At 68.2% G+C, this 24,968-nt stretch carries 23 protein-coding genes; 16 read left to right on the forward strand and 7 right to left on the reverse strand.

The genetic code is table 11. The features are described from left to right. Positions 1-197 precede the first annotated feature (197 nt). The 5 genes from pncB (at position 198) to M1D55_RS14465 (ending at position 6,232) form a co-directional block, all read left to right on the forward strand. Complete coding sequence (pncB, locus tag M1D55_RS14445; RefSeq protein WP_006578044.1) at positions 198-1,373, forward strand: nicotinate phosphoribosyltransferase; 1,176 nt, start codon at positions 198-200, stop codon at positions 1,371-1,373. A gap of 97 nt (positions 1,374-1,470) precedes the next feature. Beyond that, positions 1,471-2,157: a LutC/YkgG family protein gene (locus tag M1D55_RS14450; protein WP_456282450.1), complete on the forward strand. Its 687-nt coding sequence runs from the start codon at positions 1,471-1,473 to the stop codon at positions 2,155-2,157. A 126-nt stretch (positions 2,158-2,283) separates the two neighbouring features. Beyond that, positions 2,284-3,729, forward strand: coding sequence for a sodium:proton antiporter (locus M1D55_RS14455; protein ID WP_456282451.1), 1,446 nt, complete (start codon positions 2,284-2,286; stop codon positions 3,727-3,729). An 8-nt stretch (positions 3,730-3,737) separates the two neighbouring features. After that, a complete protein-coding gene (locus M1D55_RS14460; RefSeq protein WP_456282452.1) occupies positions 3,738-4,769 on the forward strand; it encodes a 2-hydroxyacid dehydrogenase in 1,032 nt (343 codons plus the stop codon). A gap of 62 nt (positions 4,770-4,831) precedes the next feature. Then, on the forward strand, positions 4,832-6,232 hold the full coding sequence (locus M1D55_RS14465; protein ID WP_456282453.1) for a DNA recombination protein RmuC: 1,401 nt from the start codon (positions 4,832-4,834) through the stop codon (positions 6,230-6,232). Between the two features lie 120 nt (positions 6,233-6,352). On the opposite strand, the gene M1D55_RS14470 is transcribed toward M1D55_RS14465, so the two are convergent. The 5 genes from M1D55_RS14470 to M1D55_RS14490 form a co-directional block, all read right to left on the reverse strand. After that, positions 6,353-6,631 carry a hypothetical protein gene (locus tag M1D55_RS14470; RefSeq protein ID WP_006576515.1) on the reverse strand — a complete coding sequence of 93 codons (279 nt, stop codon included), beginning with the start codon at positions 6,629-6,631 and terminating at the stop codon, positions 6,353-6,355. A 186-nt stretch (positions 6,632-6,817) separates the two neighbouring features. Then, positions 6,818-8,137, reverse strand: coding sequence for a molybdopterin molybdotransferase MoeA (moeA, locus tag M1D55_RS14475; protein WP_456282454.1), 1,320 nt, complete (start codon positions 8,135-8,137; stop codon positions 6,818-6,820). A 110-nt stretch (positions 8,138-8,247) separates the two neighbouring features. Then, entirely contained in the window at positions 8,248-8,847 is a 600-nt protein-coding gene (mobA, locus tag M1D55_RS14480; RefSeq protein ID WP_064575957.1) for a molybdenum cofactor guanylyltransferase MobA, read from the reverse strand. A 66-nt stretch (positions 8,848-8,913) separates the two neighbouring features. Continuing rightward, the gene (moaA, locus tag M1D55_RS14485) at positions 8,914-10,038 is read right to left on the reverse strand and encodes a GTP 3',8-cyclase MoaA (RefSeq protein ID WP_456282455.1); all 1,125 of its coding nucleotides are present in this window, start codon (positions 10,036-10,038) and stop codon (positions 8,914-8,916) included. Positions 10,039-10,209: 171 nt separating this feature from the next. After that, positions 10,210-13,437: an Rne/Rng family ribonuclease gene (locus tag M1D55_RS14490; protein WP_456282456.1), complete on the reverse strand. Its 3,228-nt coding sequence runs from the start codon at positions 13,435-13,437 to the stop codon at positions 10,210-10,212. An 840-nt stretch (positions 13,438-14,277) separates the two neighbouring features. Here M1D55_RS14490 and M1D55_RS14495 point away from each other — a divergent pair. From M1D55_RS14495 to M1D55_RS14510, 4 genes are all read left to right on the forward strand, one after another. Beyond that, the gene (locus M1D55_RS14495; RefSeq protein WP_064575962.1) at positions 14,278-15,309 is read left to right on the forward strand and encodes an RluA family pseudouridine synthase; all 1,032 of its coding nucleotides are present in this window, start codon (positions 14,278-14,280) and stop codon (positions 15,307-15,309) included. A 53-nt stretch (positions 15,310-15,362) separates the two neighbouring features. Continuing rightward, positions 15,363-16,022, forward strand: coding sequence for an HAD-IA family hydrolase (locus M1D55_RS14500; RefSeq protein ID WP_006579740.1), 660 nt, complete (start codon positions 15,363-15,365; stop codon positions 16,020-16,022). Next, positions 16,015-16,467 carry a Rieske (2Fe-2S) protein gene (locus tag M1D55_RS14505; RefSeq protein WP_456282457.1) on the forward strand — a complete coding sequence of 151 codons (453 nt, stop codon included), beginning with the start codon at positions 16,015-16,017 and terminating at the stop codon, positions 16,465-16,467. Before M1D55_RS14500 ends, M1D55_RS14505 begins: the two co-directional genes overlap by 8 nt. Before the next feature lie 111 nt (positions 16,468-16,578). Beyond that, complete coding sequence (locus tag M1D55_RS14510; RefSeq protein WP_023263339.1) at positions 16,579-17,745, forward strand: S49 family peptidase; 1,167 nt, start codon at positions 16,579-16,581, stop codon at positions 17,743-17,745. A gap of 24 nt (positions 17,746-17,769) precedes the next feature. Here M1D55_RS14510 and M1D55_RS14515 read toward each other — a convergent pair whose 3' ends face one another. Then, entirely contained in the window at positions 17,770-18,501 is a 732-nt protein-coding gene (locus tag M1D55_RS14515) for an SAM-dependent methyltransferase (RefSeq protein WP_064575970.1), read from the reverse strand. 42 nt (positions 18,502-18,543) lie between these two features. After that, the gene (locus M1D55_RS14520) at positions 18,544-19,179 is read right to left on the reverse strand and encodes a Maf-like protein (protein WP_006577655.1); all 636 of its coding nucleotides are present in this window, start codon (positions 19,177-19,179) and stop codon (positions 18,544-18,546) included. Positions 19,180-19,416: 237 nt separating this feature from the next. On the opposite strand from M1D55_RS14520, the gene M1D55_RS14525 reads away from it, so the two are divergent. The 7 genes from M1D55_RS14525 (at position 19,417) to acpP (ending at position 24,886) form a co-directional block, all read left to right on the forward strand. Further along, a complete protein-coding gene (locus M1D55_RS14525) occupies positions 19,417-20,013 on the forward strand; it encodes a DUF177 domain-containing protein (RefSeq protein WP_006577656.1) in 597 nt (198 codons plus the stop codon). 133 nt (positions 20,014-20,146) lie between these two features. Next, positions 20,147-20,326, forward strand: coding sequence for a 50S ribosomal protein L32 (gene rpmF / locus M1D55_RS14530; protein WP_006577657.1), 180 nt, complete (start codon positions 20,147-20,149; stop codon positions 20,324-20,326). 174 nt (positions 20,327-20,500) lie between these two features. Further along, on the forward strand, positions 20,501-21,580 hold the full coding sequence (plsX, locus tag M1D55_RS14535) for a phosphate acyltransferase PlsX (RefSeq protein ID WP_023263341.1): 1,080 nt from the start codon (positions 20,501-20,503) through the stop codon (positions 21,578-21,580). Positions 21,581-21,712: 132 nt separating this feature from the next. Beyond that, entirely contained in the window at positions 21,713-22,693 is a 981-nt protein-coding gene (locus M1D55_RS14540; protein ID WP_006577659.1) for a beta-ketoacyl-ACP synthase III, read from the forward strand. Positions 22,694-22,792: 99 nt separating this feature from the next. After that, positions 22,793-23,725, forward strand: a complete 933-nt coding sequence (fabD, locus tag M1D55_RS14545) for an ACP S-malonyltransferase (protein WP_006577660.1) — start codon at positions 22,793-22,795, stop codon at positions 23,723-23,725. Between the two features lie 33 nt (positions 23,726-23,758). Then, complete coding sequence (fabG, locus tag M1D55_RS14550; protein ID WP_006577661.1) at positions 23,759-24,508, forward strand: 3-oxoacyl-ACP reductase FabG; 750 nt, start codon at positions 23,759-23,761, stop codon at positions 24,506-24,508. A gap of 138 nt (positions 24,509-24,646) precedes the next feature. After that, positions 24,647-24,886 (forward strand): acyl carrier protein, encoded by a 240-nt coding sequence (acpP, locus tag M1D55_RS14555; RefSeq protein ID WP_006577662.1) that lies wholly within the window; start codon positions 24,647-24,649, stop codon positions 24,884-24,886. Positions 24,887-24,968 lie beyond the last annotated feature (82 nt).

Below are 24,968 nucleotides of genomic sequence, written 5' to 3' on the forward strand. Positions count from 1 at the left end.
CGCACAGCGGCCCTATATAGCCGAATCAGATAGTTTTCTTATTTCTTTATGCGAGCCTGTTCGGCATTGGCGCACGGTCATCGGGTGCTGGTTTGCCGGTGCGATCCGCAACGGTCTTGTATTGGCCCCATGCACGACGAGGTCGCGCGATGGGGTAGCATGTGGGCCTGATTCGGCACACTTGTGCGGGTTACGCCATGATCATCCAGTCTCTGCTCGACACCGACCTCTACAAATTCACGATGATGCAGGTGGTGCTGCATCATTTCCCCGCGGCCCAGGTCGAGTACCGCTTCAAATGCCGCAATGCCGGCGTGGATTTGACGCCGTACGCCGACGAGATCCGCGCGCAGATCGAACTGCTGTGCCAGTTGCGCTTCACCGAGGACGAACTGGAATACCTGCGCGGCTTTCGCTTCATCAAGAGCGATTTCGTCGATTTCCTCGGGCTGTTCCAGCTCAACGCCAAGTACGTGTCGGTCCGCCCGTCGCCGACGCACCCCGGCGAGATCGACATCACGATCCGCGGCCCGTGGCTCCATACCATCCTGTTCGAGGTGCCGCTGCTGGCGATCGTCAACGAGGTGTACTTCCGCCATACGCAGCCGCAGCCCGACTGGGAAGAGGGCCGGCGCCGCCTGGTCGACAAGCTGGCGCTGCTGCGCATGCCGGGCCGCGACGACTGCGTGATCGCCGACTACGGCACGCGCCGCCGCTTCTCGCGCGACTGGCAGGGCGAGGTGCTGGCCTCGATGCAGCAGCTGCTCGGACCGCAGCTGGCCGGCACCAGCAACGTGCATTTCGCCCGCCAGCACAACCTGACGCCGCTCGGCACGATGGCGCACGAATATCTGCAGGCCTGCCAGTCGCTGGGGCCGCGGCTGCGCGATTCGCAGGTGTTCGCGCTCGAGACCTGGGCGCGCGAATATCGCGGCGACCTCGGCATCGCGCTGTCGGACACCTACGGCTTCGACGCCTTCCTGAACGACTTCGATCTGTACTTCTGCAAGCTGTTCGACGGCGTGCGGCACGACTCCGGCGATCCGGTGGCCTGGGGCGAACGGATGCTGGCGCACTACACCAGGAACCGCGTCGATCCGCGCAGCAAGACGCTGATCTTCAGCGACAACCTCAATATCCCGCGCGTGATCGAGCTGTACGAACGCTTCGGCGGCCGCTGCCGGCTGGCGTTCGGTGTCGGCACCAACCTGACCAACGACCTGGGCTACACGCCGCTGCAGATCGTCATCAAGATGGTCCGCTGCAATGGGCAGCCGGTCGCCAAGCTGTCGGACACGCCGGAGAAGACGATGTGCGACGACCCGGCCTACCTCGGCTATCTGCGCCAGGTGTTCGGCGTGGAGACCGCCTGAGCCAGCCTGATCTTGGTGCCGTTTTCCGTCGAAGGGCGCGGGCAGGGGGACTTATAATGCCCGCTGCTCCCGCCTCCCGACTCCGATCGTCCGAACCATGAATACCGATTCCGCTCGCGACCGCATCTTCGCCCGTATCCGCGCCGCCCAGGGGCGGCCGGCGCAACCGACCCGGGGCGAGCGCGAGGCGGTGGCCGACTATCTGGCGCGCCATCCGCAGGGGCCGCGTCCCGGCGTGGCCGGCGATCTGGTCGAAGCCTTCAGCGTGCAGGCGCGCAAGATGGCCTCGACGGTCGAGCGCGTCGCCACGCTGGCCGACGTGGCGGCGGCGGTGGCGCACTATCTGAGCGGGCTGGCCTTGCCGCCGCGCGCGGTCGCCTGGCCGGCGCTCGGTGCGCTCGACTGGCAGGCACAGGGCATCGCGGTCGAAGCGCGGCCGCCGCTGCGCGATCCGCAGGCCGACCGCGAGCATGGCGACCTGGTCGGCATCACCGGGTGCTTCTGCGCGATCGCCGAGACCGGTTCGTTGATGCTGCTGTCCGGACCGGAGACCTTCGCCTCTGGCGCGCTGCTGCCCGAGACCCATATCGCGGTGGTGCCGGCCGGGCGCATCGTCGCCGACCTCGAGGAAGCCTTCGCGCTGGTGCGCGCCGAGCGCGGCGAGCTGCCGCGCGCGACCAACATCATCAGCGGCCCATCCCGTACCGGCGATATCGAACAGACCATCGTGCTTGGCGCGCACGGCCCGTATCGCGTGCACGTGGTGCTGGTCGAACAGGCCTGAGCGAGCCTGCGGCACGGCACGCGGGACGTCGCCGCTGCGGGCCTCGCACCCCATTGCATCTCGCCGCCTTCGCACGGAGGCGGGCATCCCGTTTCGAACAAGACCAATGACAGGAGACCGAACACGATGCAGTCCGCCTTCGCGCCGCGCGTAATCAACGCGCCCCGGCTGGCGCTGCCGGCCATGCTGGCGATGTTCCCCGCCCTGGCCGGCGCCGCCGAGCTCGACGGCGCCACCCTGGGCCCGCTGTGGGCCTTGCCGTTCGCCGGCATCCTGCTGTCGATCGCGCTGTTCCCGCTGCTGGCGCCGCGCTTCTGGCATCACCACTTCGGCAAGGTCGCGGCCGCCTGGGGCCTGCTGTTCCTCGTGCCGTTCGCGCTGGCCTTCGGCACGCATGCCGCGGCGGCCAACGTCGTGCATGCGCTGCTGGCCGAGTACATTCCGTTCATCGTGCTGATCGGCGCGCTGTATATCGTCGCGGGCGGCATCTGCGTGCAGGGCAATCTGCATGGCACGCCGAAGCTGAACACCGGGATCCTGGCGCTCGGCACCTGCCTGGCCAGCGTGATGGGTACCACGGGCGCGGCGATGCTGCTGATCCGGCCGCTGCTGCGCGCCAACGACAACCGGCGCCATGTCGCGCACGTCGTGGTCTTCTTCATCTTCCTGGTCGCCAATGCGGGCGGTTCGCTGACGCCGCTGGGCGATCCGCCGCTGTTCCTCGGCTTCCTGAAGGGGGTCGAGTTCTTCTGGACCACGCGGCACATCTTCCCCGAGACGCTGTTCCTGTGCGGCGCGCTGCTGGCGATCTTCTATTTCGTCGATCGTTACTACTTTCTCAATCGCGAAGAAGAGCTGCCGCCGCGGCTCGATCCGACGCCGGATTCGCCGGGCATCCGCATCGAGGGCAAGGCCAATTTCGCGCTGCTGCTGGCGGTGATGGCGCTGGTGCTGATGAGCGGCCTGTGGAAGCCGGGCATCGAATTCGACGTACTGGGCACGGTGGTGCCGCTGCAGGCGCTGGTGCGCGACGTCGCGCTGGTGGTGGTGGCGCTGGTGTCGCTGGCCATCACGCCGCACAGCGCGCGCGCCGGCAACGAATTCAACTGGGATCCGATTCTCGAAGTCGGCAAGCTGTTCGCCGGCATCTTCCTGACGATCATCCCGGTAATCGCGATGCTGAAGGCGGGCACCGACGGCGCCTTCGCCGGCGTGATCCGCGCGGTCAGCGACAGCAACGGCCAGCCGATCGACGGCATGTATTTCTGGGCCACCGGCCTGCTGTCGTCGTTCCTCGACAACGCGCCGACCTACCTGGTGTTCTTCAATACCGCCGGCGGCGACGCGGCCACGCTGATGACGCGCGACGCCACCACGCTGGCGGCGATCTCGGCCGGCGCGGTGTTCATGGGCGCCAACACCTATATCGGCAATGCGCCGAACCTGATGGTCAAGGCGATCGCCGAGAACCGCGGCGTGCGCATGCCGAGCTTCTTCGGTTATATGCTGTGGTCCTGCGGCATCCTGGTGCCGCTGTTCGGGGTGATGACCCTGCTGTTCTTCCGCGTCTGAGGTACACGATGGCTTCGCAACCGCAACCGCAACCGCAATCCGCTTCCTCGCGCCCCGCCGTGCTGGTCACGCGGGCGATCTTCCCCGATGTGATCGAACGCCTCGCGCAGTATTTCGACGTCGATCACAACCAGCCCGACGTGCCGCTCGACGCCGCCGCGCTGAAGGCGCGCCTGGCCGGCAAGGCCGGCGTGCTCTCCAATGCCGCCGATCGCATCGACGCGGATTTGATCGGCGCGCTGCCGCAGCTGCGCGCGGTCTGCAACATGGCGGTCGGCTACAACAATCTGGACCTGCCGGCGCTGACGGCGGCGGGCATCGTCGCCACCAACACGCCGGACGTGCTGACCGAGACCACCGCCGACTTCGGCTGGGCGCTGCTGATGGCGACCGCCCGGCGCGTCACGGAGTCCGAGCACTTTTTGCGCGCCGGCAAATGGGAGCGCTGGTCCTACGACATGTTCCTCGGCATGGATCTGCACGGCAGCACGCTGGGCATCCTCGGCATGGGCCGCATCGGGCAGGCGCTGGCGCGCCGCGCCGCCGGCTTCGGCATGACGGTGCGCTATCACAACCGCAGCCAGCTGCCGGCCGAGATCGAACAGGGGCTGGGCGCGCGCTACGTCAGCAAGGCCGAACTGCTGCGCGAGTCGGACCATCTGATGCTGGTGCTGCCGTACAGCGAGCAGAGCCACCATGCGATCGGCGCGGCCGAACTGGCGCAGATGAAGCGGTCCGCGACGCTGATCAACCTCGCGCGCGGCGGCATTGTCGACGACGCGGCGCTGGCCGAGGCGCTGCGCGAGAAGCGCATCTTCGCCGCCGGTCTCGATGTGTTCGAAGGCGAGCCCAAGGTGCATCCCGCGCTGCTCGAGGTGCCCAACGTCGTGCTGACCCCGCATATCGCCAGCGCCTCGGAGAAGACGCGGCGCGCGATGGCGAATCTGGCGGCCGACAATCTGATCGCGGCGCTCGGCGCTGGCCCCGATGCCGGCAGGCCGCCCTGCGCGCTGAACCCGGAAGTGCTGGCGTGCCGCTAGCGCACCGTCGCCGTCGCGGTTGCCCTGGCCGCGGCGGCGCCTTGTTGACGACCCCGTCCCCGATGTCCTCCTCCTCGCTGATCCTGATCGCCCTGGCGGCAATCCTGCTGCTGTCCCTGCTGACGCTGGTGCTCTTGCTGACGCGCGGGCGCGACGGCGGCCACGCGGAATTGCTGCAACGGCTGGCGGACTGGCGCGAACGCGGCGAACGCGACAGCGAACGGCTCGAACGCAGCCTGCGCGGCGAGGTCGCCGAGGCCGCGCGACTCGGGCGCGACGAGACCAGCGAGCAGATGATGCGCTTCCAGCAGACGCTGTCGGCGCAAATGACGCATATCGCCACGCTGCAGAACAACCAGATCGACATGTTCGCGCAGCAGCTGGCCAAGCTGACCGAATCGAACGAGCGGCGCCTGGGCGAGGTGCGTAACACGCTGGAACAGAAGCTCAAGGACATCGAGGCCAACAACGCCGCCAGGCTCGACGAGATGCGCCGCACCGTCGACGAGAAGCTGCACGCGACGCTGGAGCAGCGGCTGGGCGAATCGTTCCGCATGGTGTCGGACCGGCTCGAGCAGGTGCATCGGGGCCTGGGCGAGATGCAGATGCTGGCGCAGGGCGTCGGCGACCTGAAGCGCGTGCTGACCAATGTGAAGACGCGCGGCACCTGGGGCGAGGTCCAGCTCGAGATGCTGCTGCAGCAGATCCTGACGCCCGAGCAATACGCGCGCAACGTCGAGACCGTGCCGAATTCGGGCGCACGGGTCGAGTTCGCGATCCGGCTGCCCGGCAAGGAGGTCGGCGTCGGCAACGCCGCGGGTAATAGCAACGGCAACGGCAACGGCACGGTCTGGCTGCCGATCGACGCCAAGTTTCCGAAAGAGCAGTACGAACGGCTGACCGATGCGCAGGAACATGGCGATGTCGACGGCGTGGCCGCCGCCGGCCGAGAACTCGAAGTCGCGATCAAGCGCGAGGCGCAGACCATCGCCGAGAAGTACCTGTCGCCGCCGGCCACCACCGATTTCGCGATCCTGTTCCTGCCGACCGAGGGACTCTATGCCGAGGTGCTGCGCCGGCCGGGACTGACCGACCTGCTGCAGCGCAATCACCGCGTGACGGTGGCCGGCCCGACCACGCTGACCGCGGTGCTCAACAGCCTGCAGATGGGCTTTCGCACGCTGGCGCTGGAAAAGCGCTCGAGCGAGGTGTGGGAGGTACTGGGCGCCGTCAAGACCGAGTTCGGCAAGTTCGGCGACGTGCTGGCGCGCACCCGGGACACGCTCGAGCGCGCCGCCCGCAATATCGAGCAGGCCGAGGTGCGCAGCCGCCAGATGGCGCGCAAGCTGCGCAAGGTCGAGGCGCTGCCGTCGGAGGCGGCCGAGCAGCTGCTCGGCTTGCCGGAGGACGAGGAACGCGGGGAACGAGGGGAGAGCGGGCAAGGCGGGGAGCCGCCGCAATAAAAAAACGCATCCATCGGATGCGCTTCTGATCGCGGTATCAAGTCGTTCCCGCGCACGCGGGAACCCAGCGTCTTTGGGAGTCACTGGGTCCCCGCCTGCGCGGGGACGACAAGCTTTTCCTTATTGCCCTTCGTTCGGCAGATTGCGGATCGTCACCTCGATGCCGCCGAAGCGGGCCGCCACCCAGTTGTAGGCCTTGCAGGCCAGCCACAGCAGGCCGAAGCCGACCAGCGCGTTCAGAATCAGCGCGGTGAACACCGTGATGCCGGGCAGATCGCCATAGCGGACAAAGGCCACGAACAACCCCATCGACACGATCGGCACCGAGAAGCACAGATAGACCAGGACGAGCGCGCGTGCGGTCTTGACGGGGTGGAGGTAAGCGATCTCCTGATTCATGACAGCGTGGCAGTGGGGAAGAGTTGGGTTGCGGCAAGTGTAGCGAATGGGTGGCGTGGCGCATAGCCTCGCCCCGCCGGGCCGGCCAAAAGCGGCCGCCGGCACGGCTTCGGTAAGCAAAAAAACGACAGTGGAGCGGGGCGGTGCCGCCGTGCCGCGGTGGAGCGAATGGTGGGGGCGGCGACCTTACAGCAGGCCCTCGAACAGCATGACCTCGACCGGATCGCCGGCCGCGACGCCGCCTTGCTCGTGTGCCAGCACGATGAAGCAGTTGGCCTCGCTCATCGAGCGCAGCACGCCCGAGCCCTGCTGGCCGGTGATGCGCACCTCCCACTGGCCGTCGGCGCCGCGAGCGAGGATGCCGCGCTGGTATTCGGTGCGGCCCGGCTTCTTGCGGATCGCCTGGGCGCTGCGCACGCGCATCAGCGGCGGCGGCGAGATGTCCGCGCCCATCATCCGGTGCAGCGCGGCGCGGACGAAATGGTAGAAGGTCACCATCACCGCGACCGGATTGCCGGGCAGGCCGAACAGCAGCGCCTGATGGCCGTTCGACGCGATGCGGCCGAAGGCCATCGGCCGGCCGGGGCGCATCGCGATTTTCCAGAAGGTCACGTCGCCGAGTTCGGCCATGATCTGCTTGGTGTAGTCGGCCTCGCCGACCGACACGCCGCCCGATGTGATCACCGCATCCGCGTTTTCGCAGGCGCTGCGCAGCGCGGCCTCGAGCGCGGCGGGATCGTCGTGCACCACGCCCATGTCGATCAGATCGACATGCAGCCGTCGCAGCATGCCGTGCAGCGTGTAGCGGTTCGAGTCGTAGACGCAGCCGGCGTCGAGCGGCTCCCCGATCGAACGCAGCTCGTCGCCGGTCGAGAAGAAGGCCACGCGCAGCCGCCGCCGGACCTTGACCTCGGCGATGCCGAGCGAGGCCAGCAGGCCGAGGTCGGCGGGCTGCAGCACGCGGCCCTGCCTGAGCGCGGGTTTGCCGCGCGCCAGGTCTTCGCCGCGCAGGCGGCGGTTGTCGCCGGCCCGCACCGCGTCGGCGGCAAAGCGTACGGTCTCGCCTGCTGCCTCGCCTGCTGTCTCGCCCGTCCCCTGCGTTAGGCGCTGCGTGAATTCCTGCGGGATTACCGTATCGCAGCCAGCCGGCATCACCGCGCCGGTCATGATCCGTACCGCCTCGCCGGCGGCCGGGACCAGGCCGTGCGCCTCGCCGGCCAGCGCGGTGCCGATGACGCGCAGCGTCACCTCGCCGCCGCTTGCAGCCTGCAGCGCGGCGCTGGCGAAGGCATAGCCGTCCATTGCCGAGTTGTCGTGCGCCGGCACGTCGAGCGGCGACACCACGTCCTCGGCCAGCACGCGGTCCAGCGCCGCGCGGATCGCGACCTGCTCGATGCCGCTGACCGGTTCGACCACGTCGGCGATGATCCGGTTGGCCTGCGCCACCGGCAGCGCGGTGGGATCGTAGTCGGACAGGCAGGAGATCACGGATTGCAAGGACGGCATGGCAGGGTTCGGGTAGGGATCAGGTTCGGGGTTGGGTTCGGTTTGGGCGCAGCGGGTGCCGGTCGGAAAGCTCAGCCGCGGGCCGGCCGGGGCCGCGCTCTTTGCTCCGTTCAGCGCGCCTCGAAGGTGCGCAGTTCGTCCAGCGTGTTGATATTGGCGAACGGCGCCGCATCGTCGAACGGCACTTCGGCCAGCCGGTGCTGCGAGGCCCACGCCTCGATCTTGCGGCCGCCGCCGTTCAGGAAGGCGACCAGGCTGTCCAGCGCGGTATGCGGCATCAGCAGGAACACCGGCTGCGTCTGGCGGCGGCCCTGCTCGTCGAGGGTGACCGGCATCGCCATCTCGGCCCCTTCACGTTCGATCGCCTGCGCCAGCCGCGCCACCAGATCGGTCGGCAGGAACGGCGAATCGCACGGCGCGGTGACCATCCAGCGCGTCTGGCACTGTTCCAGGCCGGCCAGCATGCCGGCCAGCGGGCCGGCGAAGTCGGGCACCGAGTCGGTGACCACCGGCACGCCGAACGACTCGTAGGCGGCCAGGTTGCGGTTGGCATTGATCAGCAGCGCGCCGGTCTGTGGCGAGAGCCGCATCATCGTGTGCATCGCCATCGGCGCGCCACGCAGCGACTGCAGGCCCTTGTCGGTGCCGCCCATGCGGCTGCCGCGTCCGCCGGCCAGGATCAGGCCGGTAATGTCTTCGCGTTCGATCATCGCGGTGCAGGAGAAAAAGGGGTAAAGCGTTGAAGCGTTGATGGGATCGGAGCCGAGGCGGCGCGCCTAGCCGCCGATATAGGACATCTCGATCTTGCGCGCCGCGCGGGCCGCGCGCACCTGCTCGTCGCCGCGCTGCTCCGAATAGTTGTCGGTGCGCTCGCGCCAGACGCCGGCGATCGCGTTGGCGATCTCGAGGTCGCTGTGCCCGTCGCGCAGCAGCGTGCGCAGATCGTAGCCCTCGGTGGCAAACAGGCACAGATAGAGCCGGCCCTCGGTCGACAGCCGGATGCGGCTGCAATCGCCGCAGAAGGCGTGCGTGACGCTGGAGATCACGCCGATCTCGCCGGCGCCGTCGCGGTAGCGCCAGCGCTGCGCGGTCTCGCCGCTGTAGTTGGCCGCAATCGGTTCGAGCGGAAACGCCGCGTCGATGCGCGCGACCACTTCGTCCGACGGCAGCACCTCGTCCATGCGCCAATGGTTGCTGGCACCGACGTCCATGAACTCGATATAGCGGACGATGATGCCGCTGCCCCGGAAATGGCGCGCCATCGGCACGATCTCGGCGTCGTTGGTGCCGCGCTTGACCACCATGTTGACCTTCAGCGGCGCCAGCCCGACCGCCTGCGCGGTCTCGATGCCCTTGAGCACGTCCGCCACGGCGAAGTCGACGTCGTTCATGCGGCGGAAGGTGGCGTCGTCGATCGCATCGAGGCTGACCGAGACCCGCGTCAGCCCGGCGTCGCGCAGCGCACGCGCCTTGCGGGCCAGCAGCGAGGCATTGGTGGTCAGCGTCAGGTCCAGCGGCTTGCCGGCCGGCGTCTCGATGCGCGCCAGCATTTCGACCAGCTTCTCGATATTTTTGCGCAGCAGCGGCTCGCCGCCGGTCAGCCGGATCTTTTCGACGCCATGGGCGACGAACAGGCGCGCAACGCGCTCGATCTCCTCGAAGCTGAGCAGCTCCGAATGCGGCAGGAAGGTGTAGTCCTTGTCGAACACCTCCTTCGGCATGCAGTAGACACAGCGGAAATTGCAGCGGTCGGTCACCGAGATGCGCAGGTCGTGCAGCGGCCGACCGCGGCGGTCGGCCAGCAGCCCGCTCGGCGTTTCCAGCCGCGCGGGGATCGCGGGCTTCATCGAGTGGTATCGATGCTCGCGCAGATCGAAGATGGGAATGACGGATTCGGTCATGTCGTGATAGGTCGCCGCCAGCCCGGCGCCGTTCTGCCGCCATTCTAGCCGAGCTTGCGTGGAGGGATCGCCGGGACGGCCGGTTGGCGCGGGCGGGCAAAGAAAAAGGGGACGGCGGTGCCGTCCCCTTTTCTGCCGTCGTGGCGCCGAGAGGCGCCTGTCCGTCGCGCCTTACTGCTGCGCGGCCGACTGCTGCGAGTCCATCGTGACCTCGCGGCCGCCGGTCTCGACCAGCACCATCGGGCCCTGCGGCAGCGGCGGCAGCGGCTTGCGCTCGCGCGGCACGCGCGGCGCCGGCACGATGCGCGCGGCGGCTTCCTGCGCGGCACGGTACTTGGCGCTGTCGGTGTGCACCCATTGCAGGCCGGCGGCATTGAGCATCGGCTCGAGCGCGTCGGCCGACAGCGCCGTGGCGGGGGCGGTGACCGGGGCGGCTTGCGGCTGCTGCGCTGCCGGTGCGCTGACCGCTTCGACGGCCGCTGTCGGCGTCGATACCGGCGCCGCTTCGGGCGTCGCTACCGGCGCGGCTTCCGTCGTCACTTCGGCCGCCGTTGCGGGCGCGGCTTCGGTGGCGGCCTGGTTGGCGGATTGAGTGGCGACCTCGGCGGGCACCTGCTCGGCAGCTGCCGTGACAGGCGCCTGCGGGGCCGGCGCGGTCGGGTCGACGGCTTCGGCCGGCGACACCTGCGTCGCGGCCGAGCGGCCCGGCGCCAGTTCGGCGGCGATCACCGGAGCGGGGGCCGGTTCGGCCGGCATGGCCTGGGTCGGCATCGCGGCGGTCGGGGCGACGCCCGCGGTTTCCGCTTCCGCGGCCGCGACCGCGGCGACCGGCACCGGCGTCACGCCGGCAGCCTCGCCGGCTTCGGCCAGCGCCTGGCCGGTGGCCGGCATGGCGGCCATCGTGCCGCCGGCCTGGCCCTCGGCGCTTTCGGCGTCCGCAGCCTCGGCGGCTTCGGTGGCTTCCGTGGTGGCGCCTTCCTCGCGCTCGCGGCGATAGCGGTTGCGGCCGCGGCGATTGCGGCGGCGGCGCTCTTCGCCCTCGCCGTTTTCAGCGATGTCCGCGGTTTCCGGCAGTTCGGCGCGGACGGCGCCGGCCTCGTCGGTCAGCGCGGCAACCGGCACCGGCTGGATCGGCGCGCCGGCTTCCACGTCGGCAAGCTCGGCATCGGCGGCGCGGGTCTCGCTGCGCTCACGTTGCCGTTCGCGCTGGCGCTCGCGGCGTTCCTGGTTGCGTTCGCGACGGTTCTCGCTGCGCTCGGTGCGCTCGCCACGTTCGCCCTGCACGGCGTCCGGCTGGCGCGCTTCGGCCTGCGCCGGCTGCGCCTCGGCCTGGCGCGGCTGGCGCTGCTGACGGTCGGCCCGCTCGCCGCGCTCGCCGCGCTCCGCACGTTCACCGCGTTCGGTGCGCTCACCACGTTCGGCACGCTCGCCGCGTTCCGCACGCTGGCCGCGGCCAGCCTGGCGCTCGCCACGTTCGGCACGCTCGCCCCGTTCGGTACGGTCGCCGCGCTCGCCGCGTTCACCACGCTGTCCACGTTCGCCACGCTGGCCGCGCTCGCGCCGGCCGCCCTCGCCATTGCCGCCGGTGCGGGCTTCCGCCGCGGCCGGCTTGGCCGGCTGCACCGGGGCCGGTGCCGGACGGGCGCCGAACAGGCCCTTGAGCCAGGCGATGAAGCCGCCGCTGCCGATCGGCTGCGTCGCCGCGGCCGGAGCGGCCGGCTTGGCCGCCGGGGCTTCCTGGCGCGGAGCGCGCTCGGGGCGCGGCACCGAAACCGGCGCCGGCTGCTCGGGGGTGATGCCCTTGACCGCGGCTTCCTGGCGCGGCTTGGCGTCTTCCTTCTTGCGGCTGCTGTAGCTGGTGTCCGCCTCCAGTTCCTTGGCGGCGGCCTCGGCCATGCGGTAGCTGGCGGTGCTTTCTTCCAGGCGCGGATCGTCGTGGCGCAGGCGCTCGAGCTTGTAGTGCGGCGTTTCCAGATGCTTGTTCGGGATCAGCAGCACGTTGACCTTGAAGCGCAGCTCGATCAGGTTGATGTCCTGGCGCTTCTCGTTGAGCAGGAAGGCGGCGACCTCGACCGGCACCTGGCAGTGGATCGCGGCGGTGTTTTCCTTCATCGCCTCTTCCTGGATGATGCGCAGCACCTGCAGGGCGGACGATTCGGTATCGCGGATATGGCCGGTGCCGTTGCAGCGCGGGCAGGTGATATGCGAGCCCTCGGACAGCGACGGACGCAGGCGCTGGCGCGACAGCTCCATCAGGCCGAAGCGGCTGATCTTGCCCATCTGCACGCGCGCGCGGTCATGGCGCAGCGCGTCCTTCAGGCGCGTCTCGACGTCCTTCTGCGCCTTGTTCGACTCCATGTCGATGAAGTCGATGACGATCAGGCCGCCCAGGTCGCGCAGGCGCAGCTGGCGAGCAATCTCGTCGGCCGCTTCGAGGTTGGTGCGCAGCGCGGTTTCCTCGATGTCGGCACCCTTGGTGGCGCGCGCCGAGTTGACGTCGACCGAGACCAGCGCCTCGGTGTGGTCGATCACGATGGCGCCGCCCGACGGCAGCATCACCATGCGGGAATACGCCGATTCGATCTGGTGTTCGATCTGGAAACGCGAGAAGAGGGGCACGTCGTCCCGGTACTTCTTCACGCGGTTCATGTTGTCGGGCATCACCACGCTCATGAAGGCGCGGGCCTGCTCGTAGATGTCGTCGGTGTCGATCAGGATCTCGCCGATGTCGGGCTGGAAGTAGTCGCGGATCGCGCGGATCACCAGGCTCGATTCGAGATAGATCAGCAGCGGCGCCTTGTTGTCGCCGGCGGCGCCGTCGATGGCCTTCCACAGCTGCAGCAGGTAGTTCAGGTCCCACTGCAGTTCCTCGGCCGAGCGGCCGATGCCGGCGGTGCGGGCGATGATGCTCATGCCGTCGGGCACGGTCAGCTGGCCCATCGTCTCGCGCAGTTCCTGGCGGTCCTCGCCCTCGATCCGGCGCGACACGCCGCCGCCACGCGGGTTGTTCGGCATCAGCACCAGGTAGCGGCCGGCCAGCGAGATGAACGTGGTCAGCGCCGCGCCCTTGTTGCCGCGCTCTTCCTTCTCGACCTGGACGATCAGTTCCTGGCCTTCGTGCAGCGCGTCCTGGATGCGCGCGTTGCGCACGTCGACGCCTTCCTTGAAGTAGGCCCGGGCCACTTCCTTGAACGGCAGGAAACCGTGGCGCTCTTCGCCGTAGTTGACGAAACACGCTTCGAGCGACGGCTCGATGCGGGTGATCACGCCCTTGTAGATATTGCCCTTGCGCTGCTCGCGCCCGGCGGTCTCGATATCGATGTCGATCAGCTTCTGACCGTCGACGATGGCGACGCGCAATTCCTCCTGCTGCGTCGCATTGAACAGCATGCGTTTCATCGCAAACCCTCGTTCCAATGCCGCGGCCGGCACCGGTAGTGCCGCGCGGCGTTTCGAAAGCACGCGAGGAAGCGAGAGGTGGCGTGAGAATTGCCAAAGGCGCCGGGGCGAATGCAAGCCGCCGGCTGGGCACGGGTGAAAGAGAGAGACGTCGGCGCGCTGCGCGGGGTTCGGACCGCCATGCCGGCCATGCGCGAGCTGCGCGCAGGGTCAGGCGGCGATATCGGACGGAGGCCGGGGTGCGGGGGAGGGCAGCGACGACAGGATGCCGCTTGCGCTTCGGCTCGCACCGGGGCCGGCCACGAACGGCCAGGACGCGTCAAAGAGCAAGGTTGTCGGACGCGGCGGCATGCCACCACGACCTGAGCGACCGACAAGGCAGGCGCACCTGCTGCTTGTTGGAGTTCTGCGACCGGGCGCCGCGATTGTCACCATGTCGTCGATCAGGCGAGGGGCCAGGCAACCGGCCGGCACCGATTTCCGGTGCGGCGGGACTTTCTCTCACCGAAGCGAATGCCGTATCGGCATCCGCCATCAAATTCTGTTCTACCTGAACACTCTGCTCCCACGTGAACCGAGTCCGCGCCGAACCCGCCTTTGGGCGGTTTTCCTGCGCACAGCCGGTACCGTGCGTGCTGCTTGTTACTTGATTTACTGCGACAGGCCGCCAGCGGAGCTGTCGGCCCGTACCGCCAATTTGCCCGTCCGGCGCCTGCGGATTACGCGAGGGCGGGGGACCGGGCCGGGCCAGCGGTGACCCGAAGTGTAAAATGCGACAATTCGCTTACACCGCTTGCGCTGCCGGCTTTGGCCGGGGTAGCGCGGAAATTATATTTGAAAATGAATGAGTTACGCCATCGAATTGAAAAAGAGGTGCGATCCGGCACGGATGCGCCCCAGGTGGCGTATGTGACCATCGGGGAAGACGCCGACGGCCAACGGATCGACAACTACCTGCTGCGCGTGGCCAAGGGCGTGCCCAAGAGCCATGTCTACCGGATCCTGCGCTCCGGTGAGGTGCGGGTGAACAAAGGGCGTGTCGATGCGACCTATCGGCTGAAGCTCGGCGACGTTGTGCGTATTCCGCCACTTCGTGTGGCGGCGACGGCGACGGCCGACAGCTACGTGCCCGCGGCCTCGTTTCCGGTGCTGTTCGAGGACGCCCATCTGCTGGTGATCGACAAGCCGGCCGGCGTGGCGGTCCATGGCGGCTCCGGCGTCGCCTTCGGCGTCATCGAGCAGCTGCGCCAGGCGCGGCCCGAGGCCCGTTTCCTGGAGCTGGTGCACCGGCTGGACCGCGAGACCTCCGGCATCCTGCTGCTGGCCAAGAAGCGCGCGGCGCTGGTGCATCTGCATCAGCAGATCCGCGACAACGCGATGGACAAGCGCTATTTCGCCTGCGTCGCCGGCGAATTCGGCCACAACCGTCAGCATGCCCGCTTCCCGCTGTTCAAATACACCACGCCGGATGGCGAGCGCCGCGTCCGCGTGCAGGCCGACGGCCAGCCCTCGCATACGGTCTTCAACCGCGTGGCGTCCTTTCCTGGTTACACGCTGCTGGAGGCGGAACTGAAGACCGGCCGCACTCACCAGATCCGCGTGCATCTGGCGCAACTCGGGTTTCCGATCGTCGGCGACGACAAGTACGGCGATTTCGCGCTGAACAAGGCGCTGGCCCGGGCCGGCGTCAAGCCAGGCCTGAAGCGGATGTTCCTGCACGCGCACCGGTTGACGTTCGTGCACCCCGGTACCGGCCAGGCGCTGACGCTGAGCGCGCCGCTGCCGGCGGAGTGCGAGGCCTTCCTGCGGCAACTGAAGCAGATGGCGCAGCCAGGGCAGGCAGATCCGGCTCCGACTCCCCATGCCCTGTAGCGGATGACGCCTTCATCCGCCGCGGCAACTCCATTATTCGATCGAGAACTCCCATGGCCCGGCAACGCTTCGACCTGATCGTCTTCGACTGGGATGGAACCCTGATGGATTCCACTCCGACCATCGCCAAGTGCATCCAGTTGGCCAGCCGCGACCTGGGCCTGCCGGTGCCCGACGAGGACGCCGCGCGCCATGTGATCGGGCTCGGGCTGAAGGACGCGCTGGAATATGCGATCCCGACGCTGGACCCGGTCGACTATCCGCGCCTCGCCGAACGCTATCGTTACCATTTCCTGACCCGCGACGCCGAACTCGTGCTGTTCGAGGGCGTGCTGGAGATGCTGCAGGCGCTGCGCGGCCAGCACTATTTCCTCGGTGTCGCCACCGGCAAGACCCGCGTCGGGCTGCAGCGGGCGCTGGCCGCCACCGGCCTGACGTCGCTGTTCGACGCCACGCGCTGCGCCGACGAGACGTTCTCCAAGCCGCACCCGGCGATGCTGCACGAGCTGACCCGTGAACTGGGCCAGGAGATGGGGCGCACCGTGATGATCGGCGACACCACGCACGACCTGCAGATGGCGGTCAACGCCGGCGCCCACGGCATCGGCGTCTGCTACGGCGCCCACCCCGCCGATTCGCTGCGCGCGATGACGCCGCTGCACTGCGCCAGTTCGATCGCCGACCTGAGCGACTGGCTGCATACCCATGGCTGATACCGAGCCCGACACCGGGCCGCTGCCGACTACGCCAGCCGTGCCGGCACTGCCGGCCGGGGCGCGCCGGCTGTGCGCGGCGCACGAGCTGGTCGAGGGCGGCGTCGGCGTGCGCTTCACTGTCGCGGTCGGCGGCCGGGAGATCGGCGCCTTCGCGGTGCGCTACGAGGGGCAGGTCCATGGCTATCTGAATCAGTGCGCCCATGTGCCCATGGAGCTCGACTGGCAGGAAGGCCACTTTTTCGAGTCGTCGGGCCTATACTTGATGTGCGCCACACATGGCGCGACCTATGCGCCCGACAGCGGGCTGTGCGTCGGCGGACCGTGCCGCGGCGCTTCGCTCGCCAAGCTGCGCGTCGAGGAGCGCGACGGCGCCGTCTACTGGATACCAGAGTCGCCGTACGACGATCCGCCCTCGCTGCCGTCGCCACCGCCCGTACCGTAGGCGGGGCGCCGCGGCCGCGCATCGGCATTGCTTTTTTTTGACGGGAAACTTTCGGGCCCCAGCGCAACGTCGGCGACGTCCGCGTAGCGGCGCCCGTTCGAGAGTATTTGCATGACAGACGAGAACAAACCGCCGGTGAAGCCCAACGAGCCGGATGCCGAGCCGGGCCGCGGCGACGAGAGCCCGAGCGGGCACGGCGCCGGTGAACGGCTCGAAACCGCGCGCCACGCCGATTACCCGCTGGAGGCCGAGGTCCGCGATGCCGAGGCCGCCGCGCGCCGCGAGTCGGTCGAGCGCAAGGCGCGGCTCAAGGGCGAGTCGGCCGGCCCGGTCAAGACCGGCGCCGGCTGGGAGCGCGATGTGCTCGAGCGCGTGCTGATGGCCACGCTGCGCGAGCAACGGGCGGCGCGCCGCTGGAAGATCTTCTTCCGCCTGGCCGGCTTCGCGCTGATCGCGCTGGTGCTGTTCTCGCTGTTCGACTTCAAGACCGACGGCGCCATCACCAGCGGCCGGCATACGGCGATGGTCACGCTGGAGGGCGAGATCGCCGCCGGCACGCCGGCCAGCGCCGAGTCGATCAACGCCTCGCTGCAGGCGGCCTTCGCCGATGCCAACGCGGCCGGCGTGATCCTGAAGATCAATTCCCCGGGCGGCTCGCCGGTGCAGGCGGGCATCATCAACGACGAGATCCAGCGCCTGCGCTCGCTGCATCCGTCCAAGCCGCTGTATGTCGTGGTCGAGGAAATCTGTGCGTCGGGCGGCTACTACGTGGCCGCCGCGGCCGACAAGATCTATGTCGACAAGGCCAGCATCGTCGGCTCGATCGGCGTGCTGATGGATGGCTTCGGTTTCACCGGGCTGATGGACAAGCTCGGCGTCGAGCGGCGGCTGTATACCGCCGGCGCGAACAAGGGGATGCTCGATCCGTTCTCGCCGGAATCGCCGCAGCAGAAGGCGTTTGCCGAACAGATGCTGCGCCAGATCCACGAGCAGTTCATCGCGGTGGTCAAGGAAGGGCGCGGCAACCGGCTGAAGGACGATCCGACGCTGTTCTCGGGGCTGTTCTGGTCGGGCGAGCGCAGCATCGAGCTGGGGCTGGCCGACGGCCTGGGCAGCGCCGAGTCGGTGGCGCGCGATGTGCTGAAGGCCGAGGAGATCGTCGACTACACCGTCAAGGAGAACATCGCCGAGCGCGTCGCCAAGCGCTTCGGCGCCGCGGTCGGGACCGCGGCCGCCAGGACGCTGATGTGGAGCTCGCGGCTGCAGTCGCTGTATTGACGGCGGGGCCCGGGCAAGGCCCGCTCAGGCCGCGAGGATCGAGAAGATCGCCGGCCGCTTGTGCAATTCCAGCCGGCCCGGCTGCCAGGCCGACAGCGGCTGCGTGACGATGGTCTCGGTCGGCAGCGTCAGGTCCACCGCGATCGACAGCAGCGTGGTGCCAGCGCAGCTGGCCTTCAGCGCCGCCAGCAGCGCCTCGTTGCGATACGGCGTCTCGATCCAGACCTGGGTTTGCCGGTGCTTGCGTGACCATTGCTCCAGTTCGCGCAGGCGCTGCGTGCGCTCGCCCGGATCGACCGGAAGATAGCCGTTGAACGCAAAGCTCTGGCCGTTCAGCCCCGAGCCCATCACCGCCAGCAGGATCGAACTGGGCCCGACCAGCGGCCGCACCCGCACGCCGCGCGCATGGGCCAGCCGCACCAGATTGGCGCCCGGGTCGGCCACGGCCGGCACGCCGGCCTCGGACAGCAGGCCGCCGTCGCGGCCCGCCAGCACCGGGGCCAGCAATTCCGCCAGCGCGGCCTCCTGCGTATTGACATTCAGTTCGCGGATCTCGATCTGCTGGATCGGCCGCGCCAGCGGGCAGGTCTGCCCCAGTTTCTTCAGATAGGCGCGCGCGGTCTTGGCGTTCTCGGCGACCAGGTAGTCCAGGTTGGCAGCGATCTGCTGCACGTCGGCGGGGATCACGGCCGGCAGCGGATCGGCCTCGTCGCGTTTGCCCAGCGTGTTCGGAATCAGGTATAGCGTGCCGCTCATGGGCGGATGTCCTCGACAGCGGAGAGGGGGAGGCCCGTGGAATCAGGCCGTGAAGAAGGGATAGCCGACGCGCCGCAGCATGCCGGTCAGCGCGATCAGCGGCAGGCCGACCAGCGCGGTCGGATCGTCGGACTCGACGCGCGACAGCAGCGCGATGCCGAGTCCTTCGGATTTGGCGCTGCCCGCCACGTCATAGGGTTGCTCGAGCCGCAGATAGGCCTCCAGCTCGCTGTCGCCGAGCTCGCGAAAGGTCGCCAGCGTACGCACCTCCTCCAGCTGGACCTCGCCGCTGCGGCCGTCCAGCAGGCACAGCGCCGAATGGAACGTCACGGTGCGGCCGCGCATCCAGCGCAGCTGCTCCAGTGCCCGCTCGTGCGAGCCCGGCTTGCCGACCTGGACGCCGTCCAGCGTGGCGACCTGATCGGAGCCGATCACCAGCGCGCCGGGGTGACGGGCGGCGATCGCCTCGGCCTTGCGGCGTGACAGCCGCAGTGCGGTCGCCTCGGGTGCCTCGCCGGACAGCGGCGTTTCGTCGATGTCCGGCACGTCGATCTCGAATGGAATGCGCAGGCGCTCCAGCAGTTCGCGGCGATAACGCGAACTGGAGCCGAGAATCAGCCTGGGAGCCGCAGGCAGTGGTGAATGAGGTGGCACGGCGGGTGTCACGGCGGAAGACATATAAGTGATTGAAGCGAAAGGGGAATGCGCAACAGGCAAAGCGCTTTCGACTTTGACCGCGGCGGAGATTTCGACGTATAATCACGCGTTTTACCGCGCAGGCATCCGCCGCGTGGTGTCCTGCCAGCGCCTCGTGCGGCGCAATGCGGAGGCCTCGTCACTCGATGGCCGCCGCGGCGACGGGACCAGCGTTCAGCAGCATTGCCAGCGCCATGTATCACAGGCGCATTCAGCGACATGACTCAGCCCATCGACTTGCAAGCGTTCGATCTCTTCGAGTTCTGCCGGTCCTCGGGCTCGGCGGCCGGCGAGATCGCGGCGCGTGAATTGCCGCGCATCATAGCCGAGACCTCCGCCGAAGCGCCAGCCTCGGCCCCGGACGAACTGTTCCGCTACACGATGAGCGGTTCCGTCCAGGACGAAGCGGCCGAGCCCGGCAAGCCGGCGCGCCGGCGCCTGTTCCTCGACCTGGCGGTGCAGGGCGGCATGTGGCTGAACTGTCAGCGTTGTCTGGCGGTCTACGCCGAGCCGATCGCGACCGCGACCCGGTTCGAGGTGATGGCCAGCGAAGCCGAGGCCGATGCCGCGCCGATGGACGACGACGAGATCGATGTCATCGCGGGGTCGCGCCGCTTCGATCTGCTGGCGCTGATCGAGGACGAGATCCTGCTGTCGCTGCCGGTGGCGCCGAAGCACGAGGTCTGCCCGCAGGTGCATGAGAGCCTGGTGACCGGAGCCGACGGCAGCGTCGAACCGGAACCCGAGGCCGAGCAGGAAGAGGAAAAGCGGCCGTCGCCCTTCGCGGCGCTGGCCAGTCTGAAGACGAAGCACTGACGCGCGGACACGGTCCGCGGCGGCGCGCTTCGGCAGTAGCAACGTCGTACCCCTAATCAGCATCCGGCCGGGCCCGGCTACGCCTCGTGCAGGATGCGTGTGTTAATATCCGCAAATTCTCCAAGGAGTCATCATGGCTGTTCAACAGAACAAGAAGTCGCCGTCCAAGCGCGGCATGCATCGTTCGCACGATCACCTGTCCGTCGCGCCGCTGGCAGTCGAGCCGACCACGGGTGAAACGCACCTGCGTCACCACGTCAGCCCGAACGGCTACTACCGTGGCCGCAAGGTCGTCAAGACCAAGAACGACTGAAGCATTCGCTCGGCGTGACGCTGCGTCCCGCACGCGCTTGCAGGTAGAAGACATACAAAGAAGCGGCAAACTCCTTGCCGCTTTTTTGTTGGCCGCGGCAAGCGTGGACGCTGGCGCGGCATTCCCTGCGAGGCCTCCGCAGCGCGGATTCGGCGCCTCGCGCATCAGCAAACAATGACGATCAAACTCGCTATCGACTGCATGGGCGGCGATCACGGCGTATCCGTGACGGTGCCGGCGGCGATCAGTTTTCTTGCCGCCCACGAGGATGCCGAGATGGTGCTCGTGGGGCGGCCGGATGCCATCGAGCCGCAGCTGCGCAAGCTGCACGCGCAGAACCATCCGCGCGTGACCGTGGTGGCCGCCACCGAAGTGATCACGATGGACGACCCGGTCGAGGTCGCGCTGCGCAAGAAGAAGGATTCGTCGATGCGCGTCGCGGTGACCCAGGTCAAGGAAGGCGCCGCCGACGCCTGCATCTCGGCCGGCAATACCGGCGCGCTGATGGCGGTGTCGCGCTATGTGCTCAAGACCCTCGAGGGCATCGAGCGCCCGGCCATCGCCACCACCATTCCGAACGAGCAGGGCTGGGGCACCACGGTGCTGGACCTGGGCGCCAACGCCGACTGCGAACCCGAACATCTGCTGCAATTTGCCCGCATGGCCGAGGCCATGGTCGCGGTGGTCGACCACAAGGACCACCCGACGGTCGGCCTGCTGAACATCGGCGAGGAAGTGATCAAGGGCAACGAGGTGGTCAAGCGCGCCGGCGAGCTGCTGCGCGCCTCGGAGCTGAACTTCTACGGCAACGTCGAGGGCAACGACATCTTCAAGGGCACCACCGACATCGTGGTGTGCGACGGCTTCGTCGGCAACGTGGCGCTCAAGAGCACCGAGGGCCTGGCCAAGATGATCGGCAGCATGATCAAGGAGGAATTCACCCGCTCCTGGTTCACCAAGCTGCTGGCCGGCATCGCGATGCCGGTGCTGACGCGGCTGGCGCGCCGGCTCGATCCGGCCCGCTACAACGGCGCCTCGCTGCTCGGGCTGCGCGGGCTGGTGATCAAGAGCCACGGTTCCGCCGATGCCCACTCTTTTGAGTGGGCAATCAAACGCGGGTATGATGCGGCCAGGAATGGCGTCATCGCCCGGATTTCGCAGGCGTTCGCCAACAAGACGAGCACCGCGGGCACCGCATCCGCGGGCCAGGAGACGGACCCGCCCAGCGCGGGTCGCAGCGCACACGCCGCATGATCCTGCCCAGCATCACCGAGGCAGCGGCGACGCCGGTGCCCCTGGTCCCACGCCCCGCGCGCCAGCACCGGCCAGGCCGGCAAGCCGCCGCGCCGGGGTCGCGCTGAGTCCGGCAATACGATCCGACACCACATGACAAGCTACGCAAAAATCATCGGCACGGGGAGCTACCTGCCTCCGCGGCGCGTCACCAATCACGAGCTCGCGGCGCAGCTGGCCGAGAAAGGCATCGAGACCAGCGACGAGTGGATCGTCTCGCGCAGCGGCATCTCGGCGCGCCACTGGGCCGAGCCCGATGTGACCAGCAGCGATCTGGCCGTCAAGGCGGCCGAGCGCGCGCTGGAAGCGGCCGGCATCGACCGCCAGCAGATCGACCTGATCATCGTCGCCACGTCGACGCCGGACTACGTGTTCCCGAGCACCGCCTGCCTGGTGCAGCAGAAGCTCGGCATCACGAACCACTGCGCGGCGTTCGACCTGCAGGCCGTCTGCTCCGGCTTTGCCTATGCGTTGGCCACCGCCGACAAGTTCATCCGCAGCGGCTCGCATCGCAACGTGCTGCTGATCGGCGCCGAAGTGTTCTCGCGCATCCTCGACTTCAACGATCGCACCACCTGCGTGCTGTTCGGCGACGGCGCCGGCGCGGTGGTGCTGACCGCGTCGGACGAACCCGGCGTGATGTCCTCGGCGATGCACGCCGACGGCAGCCACGTCGATATCCTGTGCGTGCCGGGCAATGTCGCGGCCGGCAATATCACCGGCAATGCCTTCCTGCACATGGATGGACAGGCGGTGTTCAAGCTCGCCGTCAGCGTGCTCGACAAGGTCGCGCGCGAGACGCTGGCCGCGGCGGACTTCCCCGCCGAGAAGCTCGACTGGCTGATTCCGCACCAGGCCAATATCCGCATCATGCAGGGCACCGCGAAGAAGCTCGGCCTGCCGCTCGAGCGCATGATCGCGACCGTGCATGAACACGGCAACACCTCGGCCGCGTCGATCCCGCTGGCGCTCGACGTCGCGGTGCGCGACGGACGCATCCGCCCCGGCCACCACGTGCTGATGGAAGGCGTGGGCGGCGGTTTCACCTGGGGCGCGGTGCTGCTGCGCATGTAATTCGCAAGCCGGTGCCAGGTATCGGGGCGCGGCACGATGAGGTGCGCGGCCGATGCGCGATGGCGCCGACGATTCCATTTTCAAACCGATCGGAAACCGATGAAATTCTCATTCGTCTTCCCCGGCCAAGGCTCGCAGTCGGTCGGAATGCTCAATGCCTTCGCCGACAACCCGGTGGTGCGCGCGACGCTGCAGGAAGCGTCCGACGCGCTCGGCCAGGACCTGGCGCGCCTGATCGCCGAAGGTCCGGCCGAAGAGCTGAACCTGACCACCAACACCCAGCCGGTGATGCTGACCGCCGCGGTGGCGATCTACCGTGCCTGGCTCGACGCCGGCGGTCCGGCTCCGGCGCTGGTGGCCGGCCATAGCCTCGGCGAGTATTCGGCGCTGGTCGCCGCCGGCGTGATTGCGTTTGCCGACGCCGTGCCGCTGGTGCGCTTCCGCGCGCAGGCGATGCAGGAAGCGGTGCCGGTGGGCGAGGGCGGCATGGCCGCGATCCTCGGCCTGTCCGACGACGACGTGCGCGCCGCCTGCGCCGAGGCCTCGGCGGCCGGCGTGGTCGAGGCGGTCAATTTCAACGCCCCGGCGCAGGTCGTGATCGCCGGCGCCAAGGCGGCGGTCGAGAAGGCCTGCGAAATCGCCAAGGCCAAGGGCGCCAAGCGCGCGCTGCCGCTGCCGGTGTCGGCGCCGTTCCATTCGTCGCTGCTCAAGCCCGCTTCGGACCGCCTGCGCGAGCGCATGGCCGGCCTGACGTTCTCGGCGCCGTCGATTCCGCTGATCAACAACGTCGACGTCGCCATCGTCGACGATCCCGAGGCGATCAAGGACGCGCTGGTGCGTCAGGCCGCGGCGCCGGTGCGCTGGGTCGAGTCGGTGCAGAAGATGGCCGCCGACGGCGTCACGCATGTGATCGAATGCGGTCCGGGCAAGGTGCTGGCCGGGCTGACCAAGCGCATCGACGGCAATCTGGTCGGCGGCGCCATCGTCGATCCGGCCTCGCTGCAGGACACGCTGGCGCTGGTGCGCGGCTGATCCGCACGCACCGCAACAAGGAGAAACAACGGGATGAGCAAGACCCTGGATAATCAGGTCGCGCTGGTGACGGGCGCCTCGCGCGGCATCGGCCGCGCGATCGCGCTGGAACTGGCCCGGCAGGGCGCGCTGGTGATCGGCACGGCCACCAGCGAGAAGGGCGCCGCCGCGATCGGCGAATACCTGGCGGCCGAGCAGCTCAAGGGCGCCGGCGCGGTGCTCGACGTCAACGACGCGGCGCGCTGCGAGGCGCTGATCGACGAGATCGTCAAGAATCACGGCGGCATCCACATCCTCGTCAACAATGCCGGCATCACGCAGGACCAGCTGGCGATGCGGATGAAGGACGAGGACTGGAGCGCGGTGATCGACACCAATCTGTCGGCGGTATTCCGCCTGTCGCGCGGTGTGCTGCGGCCGATGATGAAGGCCCGCGGCGGACGCATCATCAACATCACCTCGGTGGTCGGTTCGACCGGCAACCCGGGCCAGATGAACTATGCTGCGGCCAAGGCGGGCGTGGAAGGCATGACGCGCGCGCTGGCCCGCGAAATCGGCAGCCGCAACATCACCGTCAATTGCGTCGCACCTGGGTTCATCGATACCGATATGACCAAGGTGCTGTCGGAAGAGCAGCATGCCGCGCTCAAGACCCAGATTCCGCTCGGCAGGCTCGGTCAGCCGGAGGACATCGCCAATGCGGTGGCTTTCCTGGCCGGTCCGCAGGCGGCTTATGTGACCGGCACCACGCTGCATGTCAACGGTGGCATGTATATGAACTGAGGGGGCGCGACGCCCTGGCGTCACCCCCTTTTTTAGAAGAACGGGTGCATTTCTTGCGAAAGACTGCGGACGGCATTTTCAGAGGCCAAACCTGCTAAAATGCGCCCACTTTTTTGTCGAACTTCCCTGGAGGGCTAAATGGACAATATCGAACAACGCGTCAAGAAGATCGTGGCAGAGCAACTCGGCGTCGCCGAAGCCGACATCAAGAACGAATCCTCGTTCGTGAACGACCTCGGCGCCGACTCGCTCGACACGGTCGAACTCGTGATGGCGTTGGAAGATGAATTCGGCATGGAAATTCCCGATGAGGAAGCCGAAAAGATCACGACCGTGCAGCAGGCCATCGACTACGCGTCGGCGCACGTCAAGGCCTAAGCCTGTCGTATCCGGATTCCGGGCCACAGAAAACGGGCGGAGGGGTCGTCAGATCCCGTTGTGCCGTTTTCTGTGGCTTTCG

The organism is Cupriavidus sp. JZ107, assembly GCF_053903255.1.

Excerpts from the sequence above, each read along its gene's own strand:
- pncB (WP_006578044.1), top strand. The coding sequence starts at position 198 with ATGATCATCCAGTCTCTGCTCGACACCGACCTCTACAAATTCACGATG.
- M1D55_RS14450 (WP_456282450.1), top strand. The coding sequence starts at position 1,471 with ATGAATACCGATTCCGCTCGCGACCGCATCTTCGCCCGTATCCGCGCC.
- M1D55_RS14455 (WP_456282451.1), top strand. The coding sequence starts at position 2,284 with ATGCAGTCCGCCTTCGCGCCGCGCGTAATCAACGCGCCCCGGCTGGCG.
- M1D55_RS14460 (WP_456282452.1), top strand. The coding sequence starts at position 3,738 with ATGGCTTCGCAACCGCAACCGCAACCGCAATCCGCTTCCTCGCGCCCC.
- M1D55_RS14465 (WP_456282453.1), top strand. The coding sequence starts at position 4,832 with ATGTCCTCCTCCTCGCTGATCCTGATCGCCCTGGCGGCAATCCTGCTG.
- M1D55_RS14470 (WP_006576515.1), bottom strand. The coding sequence starts at position 6,631 with ATGAATCAGGAGATCGCTTACCTCCACCCCGTCAAGACCGCACGCGCG.
- moeA (WP_456282454.1), bottom strand. The coding sequence starts at position 8,137 with ATGCCGTCCTTGCAATCCGTGATCTCCTGCCTGTCCGACTACGATCCC.
- mobA (WP_064575957.1), bottom strand. The coding sequence starts at position 8,847 with ATGATCGAACGCGAAGACATTACCGGCCTGATCCTGGCCGGCGGACGC.
- moaA (WP_456282455.1), bottom strand. The coding sequence starts at position 10,038 with ATGACCGAATCCGTCATTCCCATCTTCGATCTGCGCGAGCATCGATAC.
- M1D55_RS14490 (WP_456282456.1), bottom strand. The coding sequence starts at position 13,437 with ATGAAACGCATGCTGTTCAATGCGACGCAGCAGGAGGAATTGCGCGTC.
- M1D55_RS14495 (WP_064575962.1), top strand. The coding sequence starts at position 14,278 with ATGAATGAGTTACGCCATCGAATTGAAAAAGAGGTGCGATCCGGCACG.
- M1D55_RS14500 (WP_006579740.1), top strand. The coding sequence starts at position 15,363 with ATGGCCCGGCAACGCTTCGACCTGATCGTCTTCGACTGGGATGGAACC.
- M1D55_RS14505 (WP_456282457.1), top strand. The coding sequence starts at position 16,015 with ATGGCTGATACCGAGCCCGACACCGGGCCGCTGCCGACTACGCCAGCC.
- M1D55_RS14510 (WP_023263339.1), top strand. The coding sequence starts at position 16,579 with ATGACAGACGAGAACAAACCGCCGGTGAAGCCCAACGAGCCGGATGCC.
- M1D55_RS14515 (WP_064575970.1), bottom strand. The coding sequence starts at position 18,501 with ATGAGCGGCACGCTATACCTGATTCCGAACACGCTGGGCAAACGCGAC.
- M1D55_RS14520 (WP_006577655.1), bottom strand. The coding sequence starts at position 19,179 with ATGTCTTCCGCCGTGACACCCGCCGTGCCACCTCATTCACCACTGCCT.
- M1D55_RS14525 (WP_006577656.1), top strand. The coding sequence starts at position 19,417 with ATGACTCAGCCCATCGACTTGCAAGCGTTCGATCTCTTCGAGTTCTGC.
- rpmF (WP_006577657.1), top strand. The coding sequence starts at position 20,147 with ATGGCTGTTCAACAGAACAAGAAGTCGCCGTCCAAGCGCGGCATGCAT.
- plsX (WP_023263341.1), top strand. The coding sequence starts at position 20,501 with ATGACGATCAAACTCGCTATCGACTGCATGGGCGGCGATCACGGCGTA.
- M1D55_RS14540 (WP_006577659.1), top strand. The coding sequence starts at position 21,713 with ATGACAAGCTACGCAAAAATCATCGGCACGGGGAGCTACCTGCCTCCG.
- fabD (WP_006577660.1), top strand. The coding sequence starts at position 22,793 with ATGAAATTCTCATTCGTCTTCCCCGGCCAAGGCTCGCAGTCGGTCGGA.
- fabG (WP_006577661.1), top strand. The coding sequence starts at position 23,759 with ATGAGCAAGACCCTGGATAATCAGGTCGCGCTGGTGACGGGCGCCTCG.
- acpP (WP_006577662.1), top strand. The coding sequence starts at position 24,647 with ATGGACAATATCGAACAACGCGTCAAGAAGATCGTGGCAGAGCAACTC.